The organism is Microbacterium sp. UBA3486 (assembly GCF_002377845.1).
GTDB lineage: Bacteria > Actinomycetota > Actinomycetes > Actinomycetales > Microbacteriaceae > Microbacterium > Microbacterium maritypicum_A.
In genome coordinates this window covers 1-16,970 of record NZ_DFQP01000051.1, presented here as the reverse complement: position 1 = coordinate 16,970, position 16,970 = coordinate 1, and the positions used below count along the sequence as shown (strand labels likewise).

At 67.5% G+C, this 16,970-nt stretch carries 12 protein-coding genes; 10 read left to right on the top strand and 2 right to left on the bottom strand.

The window, feature by feature from the left end; genetic code table 11:
• Positions 1–19 precede the first annotated feature (19 nt).
• Complete coding sequence (locus B2869_RS07365) at positions 20–1,291, bottom strand: LCP family protein (RefSeq protein ID WP_292764472.1); 1,272 nt, start codon at positions 1,289–1,291, stop codon at positions 20–22.
• A gap of 150 nt (positions 1,292–1,441) precedes the next feature.
• Between B2869_RS07365 and B2869_RS07360 the strand changes: the two genes are divergently transcribed.
• The 5 genes from B2869_RS07360 to B2869_RS07340 are packed head-to-tail and all read left to right on the top strand — an operon-like array spanning position 1,442 to position 6,941.
• Positions 1,442–2,731 carry a sugar ABC transporter substrate-binding protein gene (locus B2869_RS07360; RefSeq protein ID WP_029259799.1) on the top strand — a complete coding sequence of 430 codons (1,290 nt, stop codon included), beginning with the start codon at positions 1,442–1,444 and terminating at the stop codon, positions 2,729–2,731.
• A 15-nt stretch (positions 2,732–2,746) separates the two neighbouring features.
• The gene (locus B2869_RS07355) at positions 2,747–3,721 is read left to right on the top strand and encodes a carbohydrate ABC transporter permease (protein WP_021199003.1); all 975 of its coding nucleotides are present in this window, start codon (positions 2,747–2,749) and stop codon (positions 3,719–3,721) included.
• The gene (locus B2869_RS07350; protein WP_017828171.1) at positions 3,718–4,551 is read left to right on the top strand and encodes a carbohydrate ABC transporter permease; all 834 of its coding nucleotides are present in this window, start codon (positions 3,718–3,720) and stop codon (positions 4,549–4,551) included. The genes B2869_RS07355 and B2869_RS07350 overlap by 4 nt, the downstream gene beginning before the upstream one ends.
• A complete protein-coding gene (locus B2869_RS07345; RefSeq protein ID WP_029259800.1) occupies positions 4,548–6,059 on the top strand; it encodes a glycoside hydrolase family 3 N-terminal domain-containing protein in 1,512 nt (503 codons plus the stop codon). Before B2869_RS07350 ends, B2869_RS07345 begins: the two co-directional genes overlap by 4 nt.
• 15 nt (positions 6,060–6,074) lie before the next feature.
• On the top strand, positions 6,075–6,941 hold the full coding sequence (locus B2869_RS07340) for a MurR/RpiR family transcriptional regulator (protein ID WP_029259801.1): 867 nt from the start codon (positions 6,075–6,077) through the stop codon (positions 6,939–6,941).
• A gap of 102 nt (positions 6,942–7,043) precedes the next feature.
• Here B2869_RS07340 and B2869_RS07335 read toward each other — a convergent pair whose 3' ends face one another.
• On the bottom strand, positions 7,044–7,964 hold the full coding sequence (locus B2869_RS07335; RefSeq protein WP_292764465.1) for a sugar kinase: 921 nt from the start codon (positions 7,962–7,964) through the stop codon (positions 7,044–7,046).
• Positions 7,965–8,127: 163 nt separating this feature from the next.
• Here B2869_RS07335 and B2869_RS07330 point away from each other — a divergent pair, with 163 nt between their 5' ends.
• From B2869_RS07330 to B2869_RS07310, 5 genes are all read left to right on the top strand, one after another.
• Positions 8,128–9,801, top strand: coding sequence for an ABC transporter substrate-binding protein (locus B2869_RS07330; RefSeq protein WP_021199007.1), 1,674 nt, complete (start codon positions 8,128–8,130; stop codon positions 9,799–9,801).
• A gap of 88 nt (positions 9,802–9,889) precedes the next feature.
• Positions 9,890–10,894 (top strand): ABC transporter permease, encoded by a 1,005-nt coding sequence (locus B2869_RS07325; RefSeq protein ID WP_017828176.1) that lies wholly within the window; start codon positions 9,890–9,892, stop codon positions 10,892–10,894.
• A gap of 34 nt (positions 10,895–10,928) precedes the next feature.
• Positions 10,929–11,894 carry an ABC transporter permease gene (locus tag B2869_RS07320; RefSeq protein WP_021199008.1) on the top strand — a complete coding sequence of 322 codons (966 nt, stop codon included), beginning with the start codon at positions 10,929–10,931 and terminating at the stop codon, positions 11,892–11,894.
• Positions 11,891–13,627 (top strand): ABC transporter ATP-binding protein, encoded by a 1,737-nt coding sequence (locus B2869_RS07315; protein WP_292764452.1) that lies wholly within the window; start codon positions 11,891–11,893, stop codon positions 13,625–13,627. The genes B2869_RS07320 and B2869_RS07315 overlap by 4 nt, the downstream gene beginning before the upstream one ends.
• A 245-nt stretch (positions 13,628–13,872) precedes the next feature.
• Positions 13,873–16,970: DNA-directed RNA polymerase subunit beta (locus B2869_RS07310; RefSeq protein ID WP_292764449.1), on the top strand; the 3,098-nt coding region annotated here is incomplete at its 3' end.

The following is a 16,970-nucleotide window of genomic DNA, read 5'->3' as shown; positions in this document are numbered from 1 at the left end:
TACGCGCTGGCGGTGCGGCTCAGCGCTGCTTTCCGTTCGCGCACGTCTCCTGTTCCGCCGTCTGTCCGGAGATCGCCGAGTCGAGCGTCGCGCGCGGCGCCGGAGCCTCGGTCGCCGGGGCGTCGGTGGCCGGCGGGTCGGTCGCGGGAACCTCGGGGTCGGTTCCCGGCGCGGGCTCGACGAGCTCGACGCCTCCGTTGTTGCTGACATCGCCGGTGAGCTGCACGGGCTGGCCCGCCTTCAGCGCGTCCCAGATGCTGGTCGCGGCGTCCCGGTTCGGGACCACACGATCGGAGTCGTCTGGATCGGCGAACACCGGATACTGCAGGAACACGAACTCCGAGAACGGCACGTCCTTGATGGAGAGCGCGAGCTGGGCAAGTCGGAGGGGGTTCCCCAGTTCGTCGCTGGGATCGATGTTGTCCACGATGGTGTCGGCGAGCCCCAGCACCTTGCCGGGGTCGGACAGCACCTCGTCGCTCATGATCTTCTTCACCAGGCGCGACATGTACTGCTGCTGGTTCGATACGCGCGCCATGTCGCTCTCGTCGCCGACGCCGTGCCGGGTGCGGATGAACTGCAGGGCTTCGTAACCCGAGACGGTGCGCAGACCCGGCTCCCAGTCGAGGGCCGTGTGCCGGTCGCGGATGCCATCGCCACCGATGCACACCTCCACACCGCCGATCGCATCGGTCACCTCCATCACGCCGTCGAAGTCGATCTTCGCGGCGAAGGGGATCTCGATCCCGGTGAGCTCGGTGACGCTCTTCGCGACGCACGACATCCCGGCGTTCTGATAGATCGAGTTGATCTGCGTCTTGTACGTCTCCGAGGCGACGGATCCGTCTTCTCTGGTGCACTCGGGGGTGGGGATCATGAGGTCGCGGGGGAGCGAGACGACCGTGACGTTGCGGGGCTCCGCCGATACGTGCACCAGCAGGTTCACGTCGTTGAGGATCCCCCCGTCGGCTTCGGAACAGCGCTCGCCCAGCAGGCCGGTCGACACCTCACCGCATTCGTCCGTGCCGATGATGAGCATGCTGAACTCGCCGGGGTACGCGCTGATCGACGGTGGCTCGACCTCGGGCGCCCCTTCCAACGTGACGGCGCCGTCGTTGAAGCGGTTGAAGTAGTCGGTCACGACGAACGCGACGACCGCGATCGCCGAGACGAGCACGACGCCCAGGGTGATGCCGGCGATCTTCAGGAATCCTCTGCCCGGCCCGGGAGAGGGGAGCGTCGCGTGGCGGGCGACCGTCGAACGGTCCTTGTCGGGAGTGCGGCGAACCATCCGGGGAGCCTATCGGGAGAAGCTGATGTTACGGCCGCGTGACGATTGTGAGAGGAACTTGCAGGTAATTAGTTAGTCGTGGATACTTTTTCCTAACCCCCGGTGAGTACCCGATGCTTGCCAGGACTTTTCAAAGAGGAGATCCCCGCAATGCACAAGCGCATTCTCTCGGCCGTGGCGCTCGGCGCCGTGGCCACGCTCGCCCTCGCCGGTTGCGCCGGCGGCAGCGACACCGGCTCCACCGACGGCAAGGGTCAGGAACTCACCGTCTGGATCATGAAGGGCACGAACCCCGATGCCTCCGCCTTCTACGACAAGGTGTCCGACGCCTTCGAGAAGGAGACCGGCGCGACGGTCAAGATCGAGGAGATCCAGTGGGCTGACGCCCACGACCGCTTCGTGACCTCCATCGCCGGCGGCACGACCCCCGACATCGCCGAGACCGGCACCACCTGGACCGCCGAGTTCGCCGACGCCGGTGCGCTCGAGCCGCTCGACGAGTACGTCGATGCCGAGAAGGGCCTCCGCGACGACCTCGTCGAGGGCCTCGAGGTCGCCGGCACCTACGACGGCGAGCTGTACGGCATGCCGTGGTACGCGGGCGTCCGCTCGCTCGTCTACCGCGCCGACGTGTTCGAGGAGCTCGGACTCGAGGCCCCGAAGACGTGGGACGACATCGTGGCTGCGGGCGACGCCATCAAGGCAGCCAAGCCCGACATGCTCCCCTTCCCGGTCCCGGGCGACGCCGAGTTCCAGGTCTACCCCTGGGTCTGGGGCGCCGGCGGCGAGATCGCCACGAAGGACGGCAAGACCTGGACGAGCGAGCTGGACAGCACGGAGTCGCAGGCCGGCATCGAGTTCTACACCGGCCTGGCCACCGAGCACGGCTTCTCCTCCGCGGGTGCGACCACCTGGAAGGAGACCGACCTTCGTGACGCGTTCACCCAGGGCAACGTCGCCATGATGCTCTCGGGCTCGTGGACGCCGAAGTCGCTCGTCGAGGCGAACCCCGACCTCGAGGGCAAGATCGGCGCGGCCGTCATCCCGGGCGAAGACGGTGGCATCGCTCCGTCCGTGCTCGGCGGATCGCACCTCTCGGTCTTCAACACGACCAAGAACGCCGACCTGGCGTGGGAGTTCGTCAAGCTCATGACCACCGGCGAGTTCGCCGAGCAGTGGTCGAACGAGACCGGCTACTTCCCGGGCGTCCAGTCCGCGATGGAAGAGGCACTGGCCTCGACCGACCCGCTGGTCGCACCGTTCGCCGAGCAGATGGTCGACGGCGGAGCATCCGTTCCGGTCACCCCGAACTTCGGCGCCGTGCAGGCGAAGAAGACGACCAACTCCATGATCCAGGCCATCCTCAGCGGACAGAAGGACGTCGCGACCGCGACGAAGGACGCCGCCGCCGAGATGACCGAACTCCTCAACCAGAAGTAAGGAAGCATCCCTTCCATGTCGATGGTGCAAGCGCCACTGCCGGCCACGAAGGCGGAGTCCACCTCCGCCTCCGTGGCCGGCGGCCGGAAGCGACGCGGTCTCTCGATCGTCGCGGCCCGCCCCTGGCTCCTTCTCGCGCCCGGGCTGGCCATCCTCGCGGTGCTCATGCTCTGGCCGCTCGTCCAGGTGTTCATCTACTCGCTGCAGGACTACGGTCTGCGCGAGATCAACACCGGTGAGAACAACTGGATCGGTCTCGACAACTACGTCGAGGCGCTCACCAACCCGACCCTCTGGACGGTGGTGCTGCCCAACACCGTCGGGTTCGCCGCCGTGGCCGTGTTCGTCACGGTCGCCGTCGGTACGCTCGTCGCGCTCCTGCTCGCACGCCTCGGCACCACCTGGCGCGTCATCGTCTCCAGCTGCATCATGGTCGCCTGGGCGATGCCCGCCGTGACCGGAACCTATGTCTGGACCTTCATCTTCGATGCCGACCGCGGCATCTTCAACACGGTGCTGCGTGACCTCGGTCTCATGGACGACCCGGTGAACTGGTTCACCAACCAGTGGTCGTTCTACGCCATCGTGCTCCTCAACGTGGTACACCACGGCTTCCCGTTCGTCGCCATCACGGTGCTGGCCGGCCTGCTCGGTGTCTCGAAGGAGATGCTCGAGGCCGCCGCTCTCGACGGTGCCGGCGCCTGGCGTCGGTTCTGGAAGATCATCTTCCCCACGCTCAAGCCCGTCTTCTCGGTCGTGATCATCCTGTCGACCATCTGGGACTTCAAGGTCTTCGCGCAGGTGTACCTGATGCCCGGCGGTGGGGGTGGCAACCGTCAGGTGCTCAACCTCGGCGTCTGGTCGTATGTGGAGTCCTTCGGCCAGAACCGCTACGGCTTCGGTGCGGCGCTCGCCGTGCTGCTCACGCTGGTGCTGATCGGCATCACGATCGTCTACATCCGCTCCCTCATGAAGGAGGACGAGCTGTGAACCCGCGCCCGAGGCTCCGCTCCCGTATCGGAATCGGGATCGCGGTCGCCGCCGTCCTGATCTTCACGCTGTTCCCCGTCTACTGGATGGTCTCCAGCGCATTCGACGGCAAGGCCTCCAGCGGCGGCCAGTCACTGCTCCCGCAGGAGTTCACGTGGGACAACTTCGCCTTCGTGCTCACCGACGGCGGATTCGGCACCTACCTGCGCAACTCGGCGATCGTGGCGCTCGTCACGGTCCTCGTGAGCGCGCTCGTGTGCCTGCTCGCCGCGGTCGCGGTCGCGCGCTTCAAGTTCAAGTTCCGCACCACGATCCTGATGATGATCCTGATCGTGCAGATGGTGCCGCTCGAGGCGCTCGTCATCCCGCTCTTCCTCCAGGTGAAGAGCCTCGGTCTGCTCAACAGCATCCTCGGCCTGATGGTCGTGTACGTCGCACTGTCGCTCGCGTTCGGCATCTGGATGCTCCGCGGCTTCGTCGCCGCTGTCCCGGTCGAGCTCGAGGAGGCCGCGTACATCGACGGCGCGAGCTGGTGGCGCATGTTCCGCTCGGTGCTGCTGCCGCTGGTGATGCCCGGCCTCGTGGCGACCAGCATCTTCAGCTTCATCACCGCGTGGAACGAGTTCATCTTCGCGATGACCATCCTGGGCGCGCAGACCGACCAGTACACGGTCTCCATCGGTCTGAAGTCGTTCTTCGGCCTGCACTCCAACGACTGGGGCAGCATCATGGCCGCGTCGACGATCATCACCGTGCCCGTCATGATCTTCTTCGTGCTGGTGCAGCGCAAGCTCGCCTCCGGCATGGTGGCGGGAGCGGTGAAGGGATGACCGACGACCTCGAACGCCTCGCGAACGGCGTGCTGTGGCCGGGCTTCTTCGGCACGGAAGCTCCGGAGTGGCTCCGCGACGAGCTGCGCGACGGACTGGCCGGGGTCGTGTACTTCGGGCAGAACGTCGGCGCGGGTCTTCCCGCCCTCAGCGCCGCGATCCTCGACGCGAACCCCGACGCCCTGATCGGCATCGACGAGGAGGGCGGCAGCGTCACCCGGCTCGAGTCCGCCACCGGCTCGACGGTTCCGGGTGCCGCCCAGCTCGGTCTGCTCGACGACCTCGTCGCGTCGGAGAAGACCGGCGCCGAACTCGCGCGTCGGGTGCGCGCCGTCGGGGCCAACGTGGTGCTCGGTCCGGTCGCCGACGTCAACACCGATCCTCGCAACCCGGTGATCGGCGTGCGGGCCTTCGGCGCTGACGAGGCGCTCGTCTCACGGCACGTGGTGGCGACGATCGACGGTATCCAGGACGGGGCGGTGGCCGCCTGCGTCAAGCATTTCCCGGGCCACGGCGACACCCACATGGACTCGCACCACGCGCTCCCCGAGATCACTCTGGATCTCGACGAGTTCGAACGGGTGCACCTCGAACCCTTCCGTGCCGCGATCGATGCCGGTGTGGATGCCGTCATGACCGCGCACATCGTGGTTCCGGCGTGGGGAGAGCAGCCCGCCACCCTCAACCCGCGGGTGCTCGGCATGCTGCGCGACTGGGGCTACGACGGCGTCATCATCACGGACGCGCTCGACATGGCCGCCATCCGTGAGACGGTCGGACTCGGCGGGGGAGCAGCCAAGGCGCTCGCTGCCGGAGCCGACCTCCTCTGCATCGGGAACCCGACGAATCCGGGTGATGCCGCTCTTCCCGACCAGGACGAGCAGGACTTCCGCGCCGCCAGAGACGGGATCGTCGCCGCGCTGCGAGACGGTTCGCTCTCGCGGGCGCGTGTCGAGGAGGCGGCAGCCAGGGTCGCATCCCTCGCCGCCAGGCTCCGCGTCGCTGCGGAGCAGACGCACGAGCAGATCGAGGCCTTCGACGCGGCGGAGATCGTGCGCCGCGTGGTGACCGTCTCCGGCGACGCCCCGCAGGCGACGTCGGAGCTCGCCGTCATCGACGCACGTCGACGCTCGACGCTCGCCGTCGACAGCGCGGGGTCGTACGTCGCGAGTGCGCTGGCCGGAGATGGTCTGCGGGTGCGCCTCGACGTGGCATCCGCCCCGGTCTCCGAACAGGACCGCGTGATCGACGAGGTCTCCGCAGCCGCAGGCACGACGGTGCTGCTGATCGATCGTCCCGACACGGACGCCGCGCAGCGTGCACTCGTCGAGCGCGCCGCTGTGCGTGATCCTCGTGCGGTGGTCGTCAACGTCGGCCTCCCCACGGCGAATCCGCTGCCGCTGCCGACGATCGAGGTCGCCGCAGCCAGTAGGCTCGGTGCGCAGACGGCGCGTGAAGCACTCCTGGGACGGTTCCCGGTGCAGCAGAGGATGACCAGCGCCGGCTGAGACGGGATTCCCTCCATGGACGACGACGTTCTCGCTCGGGTGCGGCGCTCACTTCCCAAGGTGAGCGCCGCCGAAGCGCGCGTCGCGGAGACGATCCTGGGAGACCCGACACTCGTCGTCGACCTGGCGATCAACGATCTCGCCCAGCTCTGCCACACGTCGCTGTCGACGGTCGCCCGGTACGCCCAGGCGCTCGGATACAGCGGGTACCGGGAGCTCAGGGTCGCGGTCGCCCGCGCGGTCACCCTGGAACAGGCGCAGCAGGCCCGGTTCGGTCTGGACACCACGGCGATCGATCCCGACGACGGTCCAGCGGCGATCGCCGCCAAGCTCGCTGCGCAGGAGATCGACGCCATAGAGAAGACCGCCCTGGCGCTCGACCCTCTCGCCCTCGATCGGGTCGCCCGCGCCGTGGTCGACGCGCGGCACATCGACCTCTTCGGTCAGGCGGCGTCGTCGCTGACGGCGCAGGACCTGCAGTTGAAGCTGTCACGTATCGGATGCTCCGTGTCGCACTCGGCGGACCCGCATCTCGCGGTCACGACGGCTTCGCTGCGGACTGCCGACGATGTGGCGATCGCGTTCTCCCACGGCGGAGAGACCGCGGAGACGCTGCGTGCCCTCGAAGTCGCGCGCGATGCCGGCGCCCTCACCGTGGCGGTCACCAGCGCACCGGACTCGCCGCTGGCGCTCGCAGCGGATGTCGTGCTGCTCACGCACGCGCACGAATCGCCGTTCCGGATGGCCGCGATGTCGAGCCGCATCGCTCAGCTCGCCCTCGTCGACGTGCTGTTCGTGCGTGTCGTGCAGCACCGCGGCGAACCGGTTGCGGTCTCGCTTCAGCGGACCCACGACGCCGTTCCCACACGACGCCGGACCTGATGATCGGTATCCGCCTCGTCGGGCGGAGGCCGCTGCGTGAGGCGGAGTTGTGGGCGTAGCTGTTCCTCCTCACGGGGATCTCTCCGCCCGCGGCGACGCGCCTCAGTCCACGTGATCGCGCGTGCTCACCAGGGCACGCGTCGCGATGCGGTGCCCTCGGGCGACGCTCCCCGCGAGTGACAGGCCGGTGAGGATCCCGGCGAGGAAGCCGGCCGCGAAGGCGTCTCCGGCCCCGATGGTCTCCACCACGGGTGCGTCCAGCGCGTCGCTCTCGGCGGTCTCCGTGCGGTCGAACGCCACGGCCCCGCTCGAATCGGTGACGAGCAGATACCGCGGCTCGGGGAAGAGCGCACGCAGCTGCTGCGGATCGCTCGTCCCGAACACGGCTTCCGCGTCGGGCCTGGTGCAGAACACGACGTCGGCCCGGCGTGCGAAGTCGGAGACGATCCTCCTGCCCTCCGCCTCGCGGCCGCGCCAGAGCGCCGGGCGCCAGTTCAGGTCGAAGCTGAGCAGCCGGTCGGATCGTCGATCCGCGAACAGGGTCTCCTGGGCCGCGAGCGCCGAAGCAGAGAGCGCCGGCGTGATGCCGGAGGTGTGCACGAGTGCGGCATCGGCGAGGAGGGCGGATGCCGCCGGTGTGGTCAGCGTCTGCGGTGAGAGGGCTGCGGCGGCGGAGCCGGCACGGTAATAGTGCATGGTGCCGTCGACCGCTCCGTCGTCACGGGCCGAGAGCTCCTTCACGTAGAGGCCGGTGGGCGCGTCGCCGTCGACTTCGACCGCGGAGGCGTCGACGTCATGGGCGTGCAGCTCGGCGAGGAGGAAGCGTCCGAATCCGTCGTCGCCCACACGGGAGAGGACCGAGGTGCGGATGCCCGCCGAGGCCAGGGCGATCGCGGTGTTCCACTCGGCGCCCGCGAGGGAGCGGTGGAAGGTCCGGCAGTCCTCGAGCGGACCGGCAGTGGCGGCGACGAGGGCGACCATGCCCTCGCCGAAGCAGACGGCGAGCGGGGTGGTGTCTGGCACGATCTGGACATTACCGGATCGGCGCGGGCTGCGCCGATATCGGATTGCAACATGGATGCGTTTGGCATCTGAGGATCTGCTGGGTACCGTCGAGTCATCACCGTCCCCGAGGCGAAGAAGCCTCGGGACGCGCAACGAAGCGCCCGACAGGGAAGGTCACACAATGCACCAATCAGTCAAGCGTCGGCGAGGACTCATCGCCGTAACCGGAGCCACGATCGCTGCGCTCGCCCTCGCGGGCTGTGTCGCCAGCGAGCGTGGTGACGAAGGGTCTGAAGGTTCCGGCGACGTCGACGGCACGTTCGTCTTCGCCGCCTCCTCCGACCCGGCGAGTCTCGACCCCGCCTTCGCGCAGGACGGCGAGAGCTTCCGCGTCTCGCGTCAGATCTTCGAAGGTCTCGTCGGCACCGAGCCCGGTACCGCCGACCCGGCACCGCTCCTCGCCGAGTCGTGGGAGTCGTCCGAGGACGGCATGTCCCATACCTTCGAGCTGAAGAAGGACGTCACGTTCCAGGACGGCACGCCGTTCAACGCCGAGGCCGTCTGCGTGAACTTCGACCGCTGGTTCAACTGGACAGGGCTCGCCGCGTCCGAGGCCTTCGGCTACTACTACAACAAGCTCTTCAAGGGGTACGCCTCGAACGCGGCGGACGCCGTGTACAAGTCCTGCACCCCCGACGGCGAGAACTCGGTCACGATCGAGCTGAACAAGCCGTTCGCCGGCTTCGTCGCCTCGCTCTCGCTGCCGGCCTTCGCCATGCAGAGCCCCTCGGCGATGCAGGAGTTCGGCGCGGATGAGGTCAGCGGCTCCGCCGAGGCCCCGCAGCTCTCCGAGTACGCGATGGGTCACCCCGTCGGCACCGGGCCCTACGCCTTCGAGGAATGGGCACCGGGCGAGCAGGTCACGCTCAAGTCCTATGACGGGTACTGGGGAGACAAGGGACAGGTCGACGAGATCATCTTCCGCACGATCGACGACCCGACCGCTCGCCGCCAGGCGCTCGAGTCCGGATCGATCGACGGCTACGACCTGGTCGGACCCGCTGATACCAAGGCGCTCGAGGACGACGGCTTCACCATGGTGTCGCGTCCGCCGTTCACGATCCTCTACCTCGCCTTCAACCAGGCGGTCCCGGAGCTGCAGGACCCGAAGGTCCGTGAGGCCCTCTCGTACGCGGTCGACAAGGATGCGCTGATCAGCCAGGTGCTGCCGGAGGGCACGCAGAAGGCGATCGAGTTCGTGCCCGAGGTCGTCAACGGCTACAACCCCGATGTCACGACCTACGACTATGACCCCGAGAAGGCGAAGTCGCTGCTGGCCGAGGCGGGCTACACCGAGGCGAATCCGTTGAAGCTCACCTTCAACTACCCGGTCAACGTCTCGCGTCCCTACATGCCGGACCCCGAGCAGATCTTCACGGTGCTGTCGTCGCAGCTCTCCGAGGTCGGCGTCGAGACCACCCCGGTCTCGGAGGAGTGGGTCGAGTACCTCGACCGCACCACCGGCACCTCGGACCACGGCATCCATCTGCTCGGCTGGACCGGCGACTACAACGACACCGACAACTTCGTCGGCGTCTTCTTCGGCCAGCAGAGCTCCGAGTGGGGCTTCGACAACCCCGAGCTGTTCCAGAAGTTGAACGAGGCGCGCGGCGTCTCCAACCTCGAGGACCAGACGGCGCTCTACGAGGAGATCAACGAGATGGTCGCCCAGTTCATCCCGGGCGTCCCGCTCGCGCACCCGGCGCCGACCCTGGCGTTCGACCCGCGCGTGAAGAGCTATCCCGCCAGCCCGGTGAACGACGAGGTCTTCACGGACATCGTCCTCACCAAGTAGGCCTGACCACCTGATACGACGCTCTCCCGGTCCCGCGCATTCAGCGGGACCGGGGGAACGGCGTACCTTCTGATCGACGGAGATCTTCGTGCTGCGCACCATCGGCAGGCGACTGCTGTTCCTCATCCCCACCCTGTTCGGGCTCAGCATCCTGCTGTTCGCCTGGGTCAGGGCCCTCCCCGGCGGCCCCGCGGTCGCCCTGCTCGGCGAGAAGGCCACACCCGAGGCCGTCGCGAGAGTCAACGAGCTCTACGGCTTCGACAAGCCCCTCATCGAGCAGTACTTCATCTGGATCGGACGCCTCCTGCAGGGAGACTTCGGCACCTCCATCCAGACCAACCGACCGGTGACGGAGGAGTTCCTCCGCCGGTTCCCCGCGACGCTGGAGCTGAGCGTCATGGCGCTCATCTTCGCGGTGGGCATCGGCATCCCGCTGGGGTACTGGGCCGCCCGCCGCCACGGCAAGTTCACCGACCACGCGTCGGTGGTGCTGAGCCTGATCGGCATCACCATCCCGGTGTTCTTCCTCGCGTTCATCCTGAAGTACGTCTTCGCGGTCCAGCTGGGATGGCTGCCGTCGGACGGGCGCCAGAATCCACGAATAGACGCGACCCATCCCACCGGGTTCTATGTGTGGGACGGCATCATCACCGGCGAGTTCGATGCCGCATGGGATGCGATCCTGCACCTGATCCTCCCGGCGCTCGCGCTCGGTACCATCCCGCTCGCGATCATCGTCCGCATCACCAGGGCCAGCGTCCTGGAAGTGCAGAACGCCGACTACGTGCGCACCGGCCGCGCGAAGGGTGTCGGATCGCCGACGTTGCGGAACCGCTTCATCCTGCGCAACGCCATGCTCCCGGTGATCACCACGATCGGCCTGCAGACCGGGCTCCTGATCTCGGGGGCGGTGCTCACCGAGACGGTGTTCGCCTTCCCCGGCATCGGCTCGTTCCTGGCGAGAGCGATCTTCACCAGGGACTTCCCGGTCCTCCAGGGTTTCATCATCTTCATCGCGATCGCGTACGCGCTGATCAACCTGGCGGTCGATGTCTCCTACAGCTTCATCGACCCGAGAGTGAGGGTGCAGTGATGTCCCTCCCCATCGTCCGAAAGGAGGCGGTCGCATGACCATCGCGCTCCCGCCCGCCCAGGGCCCCTCAGCGGAGAGCGGCGGCAGCATCGACACCGTCGCCATCGCCCAGGCCGATCTGAAGAACGGCTCCGGCGGCTTCTGGCGGGACGTGTTCCGCCGCCTCCGCCGAAACCCGACGGCATGGATCGGCGCGGCCATCGTCGTGGCGTTCCTGCTCATCGCCGCGCTCGCGCCCCTGATCGCTCCCTACCCGGAGACGGCGCTGCCGGGCGCGAAGTACATCACGCCGACCTACATCCCGGGTCCGGGGGAACTGCCGCAGTTCCCGCTGGGCCTCGACCGCTTCGGCGGCGACGTGCTGTCCAAGCTCATCTGGGGCGCGCAGGCGTCTCTCATGATCGGCGTCATCTCCACGGCCATGGGCCTGGTCGGCGGCATGATCCTCGGTCTGCTCGCCGGCACGTTCGGCGGCTGGGTCGACACGCTCATCATGCGCATCGTCGACATCATCCTCTCGGTGCCGAACCTGCTGCTGGCGGTGTCGATCGCCGCGATCCTCGGGCAGACCCCGTTCGCCATCATGATCGCGATCGGGGCCTCCCAGGTGCCGATCTTCGCTCGGCTGCTGCGCGCCTCCATGCTGCAGCAGCGCTCCAGCGACTACGTGCTCTCGGCGCAGACGCTCGGTCTGGGGCGCGGCAAGATCACCATGTCGCACGTGCTGCCGAACGCGATCGGACCCGTGATCGTTCAGGGCACTTTGACGCTCGCCACCGCGGTCATCGATGCGGCGGCGCTGTCGTTCCTCGGGCTCGGCGGCGGACGGCCCGAGACGGCGGAGTGGGGGCGCATGCTCACCTACGCGCAGGCCGAGCTCGCCATCGCGCCCTGGCTCGCCTTCCTCCCCGGTATCTGCATCGCCGTCACGGCGCTCGGCTTCACCCTGCTGGGTGAAGCGCTGCGCGAGGCGATGGACCCCCGGACGAGGGCGCGATGAACGCGCGGGACGACGGTGCCGTGAGCGCCGCGAAGGAGAAGCAGATGTCGACCGAACCGTTGCTGTCGGTCCAGGGACTGGCCGTGGACTTCGCCACCATGGACGGCGTCGTGCACGCCGTGGAAGGCGTCGACCTCGAGATCCGCCCCGGCGAGACCGTCGCGATCGTGGGGGAGTCCGGCTCGGGCAAGTCCACCACCGCGATGGCCATCATCGGACTGCTCGCCGGGGGAGGCCGGATCGCGTCCGGCAGCATCCGGCTCGACGGCAAGGAGATCTCGCGGTCACCCGAGCACGAACTGCGCACGATCCGAGGTCGTGACATCGGTCTCGTGCCGCAGGACCCGATGTCGAACCTGAACCCGGTGGCGAAGATCGGCACGCAGGTGGCGGAGACGCTGCTCGCGCATGGCCTCGCCACCCGACAGAACGTGCAGGCGAAGGTGGTCGAGGCGCTGACCGCCGCGGGCCTTCCCGATCCGGCGCGGCGGGCGAAGCAGTACCCGCACGAGTTCTCCGGCGGCATGCGCCAGCGTGCGCTCATCGCGATCGGCCTGGCGTGCAAGCCGCGACTGCTGATCGCCGACGAGCCCACCAGCGCGCTCGACGTCACGGTGCAGCAGACGATCCTCGATCAGATCGGGCAGATGACGCGCGAGCTGGGCACGGCGGTGCTGCTCATCACGCACGACCTGGGCCTCGCCGCCGAGCGTGCGGAGCGGGTGATCGTGATGCACCGCGGCAAGGTGGTGGAGCAGGGCGATGCGCGCCAGATCCTGGAGGACCCGCAGCATCCGTACACGCAGTCGCTCGTGAAGGCGGCCCCGTCCGTCGCGGCGGCACGCCTGCGGCCCGAGGCCTTCCGGACCCAGGAACGGGCGGCCGATGCCGATGCCGATGCTGTCGCTGATGCCGATGCCGATGCCGTCGTCGAGGCGGCCCCCGCGGACAACATCGTCGAGATCGAGAACCTCACCAAGGTGTACCCGGTGCGGGGCCGCGGCGAGGATTTCGTGGCCGTCGACGACGTGTCGCTGGTGATCCCGCGCGGGGAGACGGTCGCGATCGTGGGCGAGTCCGGTTCCGGCAAGACCACGACCGCGCGGATGCTGCTGAAGGTGATCGAGCCGACGAGCGGGCTGATCCGCTACGAGGGCAAGGACATCGCGTCGCTGAGCCGGGCGGAGACGAAGGAGTTCCGGCAGCAGGTGCAGCCGATCTTCCAGGATCCGTACTCGAGCCTGAACCCGATGTTCACGATCGAGCGCCTGATCGCCGAGCCGCTGGAGTTCTACAAGCGGGGGAGCGGCGCCGATCGGCGCAAGCGCGTGCGGCAGCTACTCGACGACGTGGCCCTGCCGCAGTCGATGCTGCGGCGGTATCCGTCCGAGCTGTCCGGCGGCCAGCGACAGCGTGTCGCGATCGCACGGGCTCTCGCCCTCTCGCCGGATCTGATCGTCTGCGACGAGCCGGTGTCGGCGCTGGACGTGCTGGTGCAGGACCAGATCCTGAAGCTGCTCGGCGACCTGCAGCGGGAGTACGGACTGAGCTACCTGTTCATCTCCCACGACCTCGCGGTGGTGCGGCTGATCAGCGACTACGTGTGCGTCATGAAGGACGGCAGGCTCGTGGAGGCGGCGACGTCGGAGGAGATCTTCACGAATCCCCGTGACCCGTACACGCGGCGTCTGCTGGCGTCGATCCCCGGCAACGAGCTGGGCATCGCGTCCTGAGATCACCTCCTCCGATCGCCGGGCCGCATGTGTTCCGGTCCGGCGATCGGAGACTCATACCGCAGCTTCCGAGATTGGTCAAGGACTGCGCTTGCCATGTCGCATAATCGTGCGTATAGTTAGTAGTTGCGCTCGTTTCTCCCTGCCCTCATATGGTGGTCGGCATCTGTCGAGTTCCCGGGCGCACACTCCACCTGACGACAAAGGAATCGAGAAGCCCTGCGGGGCTCACGGAGGTTATTCCCTTGGCTGCTGCTCGCAACGCATCCACATCCACCACCACCAAGAACGGACGCGGAGCTTCCCGTCTTTCGTTCGCCAAGATCTCCGACACGCTGACGGTCCCTGACCTTCTCGCCCTGCAGACCGAGTCCTTCGGTTGGCTGGTCGGCAACGACGCCTGGAAGGCGCGCGTGGCCGAGGCCAAGAAGCAGGGTCGCACCGACGTCAACGAGAACAGCGGTCTGGGCGAGATCTTCGAGGAGATCTCTCCGATCGAGGACCTCGGCGAGACGATGCAGCTGTCGTTCACGAACCCCTACCTCGAGCCGGAGAAGTACTCGATCGAGGAGTGCAAGGAGCGTGGCAAGACCTACGCCGCTCCGCTGTACGTCGAGGCCGAGTTCATGAACCACCTCACGGGTGAGATCAAGACCCAGACGGTCTTCATGGGCGACTTCCCGCTGCAGACCGACAAGGGCACGTTCATCATCAACGGCTCCGAGCGCGTCGTCGTGTCGCAGCTCGTGCGTTCGCCGGGTGTCTACTTCGACAAGACCCCCGACAAGACGTCCGACAAGGACATCGTGTCGGCGCGCGTCATCCCGAGCCGTGGTGCATGGCTCGAGTTCGAGATCGACAAGCGCGACCAGGTGGGCGTGCGCGTCGACCGCAAGCGCAAGCAGTCGGTCACCGTCTTCCTCAAGGCACTGGGCATGACCAGCGAGGAGATCCTCGCCGAGTTCGCCGGCTACACCTCGATCGAGGAGACGCTCGCGAAGGACACGATCGTCACCAAGGAAGATGCGCTCCGCGACATCTACCGCAAGCTCCGTCCGGGCGAGCAGGTCGCCGCCGAGGCCGCCCGCGCGCTCCTGGACAACTTCTACTTCAACCCGAAGCGCTACGACCTGGCCAAGGTCGGTCGTTACAAGATCAACCACAAGCTGGGCCTGGACCAGCCGCTGACCTCCTCGGTGCTGACCGTCGAGGACATCGTGGCCACGATCAAGTACCTGGTGCGCCTGCACGCCGGCACCGAGGAGACCTTCACGGGCATCCGCGGCGGCAAGAAGGCCGAGATCCGTCTCGCGACCGACGACATCGACAACTTCGGCAACCGTCGCATCCGCGCGGTCGGCGAGCTGATCCAGAACCAGGTCCGCACCGGTCTGTCCCGCATGGAGCGCGTCGTCCGCGAGCGCATGACCACGCAGGACATCGAGGCGATCACCCCGCAGACCCTGATCAACGTGCGTCCCGTCGTCGCCGCGATCAAGGAGTTCTTCGGAACGTCGCAGCTGTCGCAGTTCATGGACCAGAACAACCCGCTCGCCGGTCTGACGAACAAGCGTCGTCTCTCCGCGCTGGGCCCGGGTGGTCTCTCCCGTGACCGCGCCGGCGTCGAGGTCCGTGACGTCCACCCCTCGCACTACGGCCGCATGTGCCCGATCGAGACGCCTGAAGGCCCGAACATCGGTCTGATCGGTGCTCTCGCGACCTTCGCGCGCATCAACTCGTTCGGTTTCATCGAGACCCCGTACCGCAAGGTCGAGGGTGGCGTCGTCACCGAGCACATCGACTACCTCACGGCTTCCGAAGAGGTCGACTTCAACATCGCGCAGGCCAACGCCCCGCTCGATGCCAAGGGTCGCTTCATCGAGAGCCACGTGCTGGCCCGCCCCAAGGGCGGCAGCGGCGAGGTCGACATGTTCCTCCCGGAGGACATCGGCTACATCGACGTCTCCCCGCGCCAGATGGTGTCGGTCGCGACCTCGCTCGTGCCGTTCCTCGAGCACGACGACGCACAGCGCGCCCTCATGGGTGCCAACATGCAGCGTCAGGCTGTGCCGCTGCTGCGCAGCGACTCGCCGCTCGTCGGAACCGGTATGGAGGGCTACACGGCCATCGACGCCGGTGACGTGCTCACCGCCGACAAGGCCGGTGTCGTCTCCGAGGTCTCCGCAGACCGCGTCGTCGTCATGCTCGACGAGGGCGGGACGCAGGAGTACCACCTCCGCAAGTTCGACCGCTCCAACCAGGGCACGTCGTACAACCAGAAGGTCGTCGTCAACGCCGGTGAGCGCGTCGAGGTCGGAGAGGTCATCGCCGATGGCCCCGCCACCGAGAACGGCGAGCTCGCCCTCGGAAAGAACCTCCTCGTCGCGTTCATGACGTGGGAGGGTTACAACTTCGAGGACGCGATCATCCTGAGCCAGGACCTGGTGAAGGACGACACCCTCTCCTCGATCCACATCGAGGAGTACGAGGTCGACGCCCGCGACACCAAGCTCGGCAAGGAGGAGATCACCCGTGACCTCCCCAACGTCAGCCCGGAGCTGCTGAAGGACCTCGACGAGCGCGGCATCATCCGCATCGGCGCCGAGGTCCGCCCCGGCGACATCCTCGTCGGCAAGGTCACGCCGAAGGGTGAGACCGAGCTGTCGGCCGAGGAGCGTCTGCTCCGCGCGATCTTCAACGAGAAGAGCCGCGAGGTCCGCGACACGTCCCTGAAGGTGCCTCACGGCGAGCAGGGCACGATCATCGCGGTCAAGGAGTTCAACGCCGAGGACGGCGACGACGAGCTCGGCTCCGGCGTCAACCGCCGCGTCGTGGTCTACATCGCCCAGAAGCGCAAGATCACCGAGGGTGACAAGCTCGCCGGCCGTCACGGCAACAAGGGTGTCATCGCGAAGATCCTCCCGATCGAGGACATGCCGTTCATGGCGGACGGCACCCCGGTCGACATCGTCCTGAACCCGCTCGGCATCCCCGGTCGAATGAACTTCGGCCAGGTCCTCGAGACCCACCTCGGGTGGATCGCGAAGCAGGGCTGGAAGGTCGAAGGCACTCCGGAGTGGGCAGCCCGTCTGCCGGAGCAGGCATTCGAGGCCGCTCCCGGTACGAAGGTCGCCACCCCGGTGTTCGACGGTGCGAGCGAGGAGGAGATCGCCGGTCTCCTCGACGCGACCATCCCGACGCGCGACGGTGTCCGTCTGATCGACTCCAGCGGAAAGGCCCAGATGTTCGACGGCCGCTCCGGCGAGCCGTTCCCGGCCCCGATCTCGGTCGGCTACATGTACATCCTGAAGCTGCACCACCTGGTCGACGACAAGATCCACGC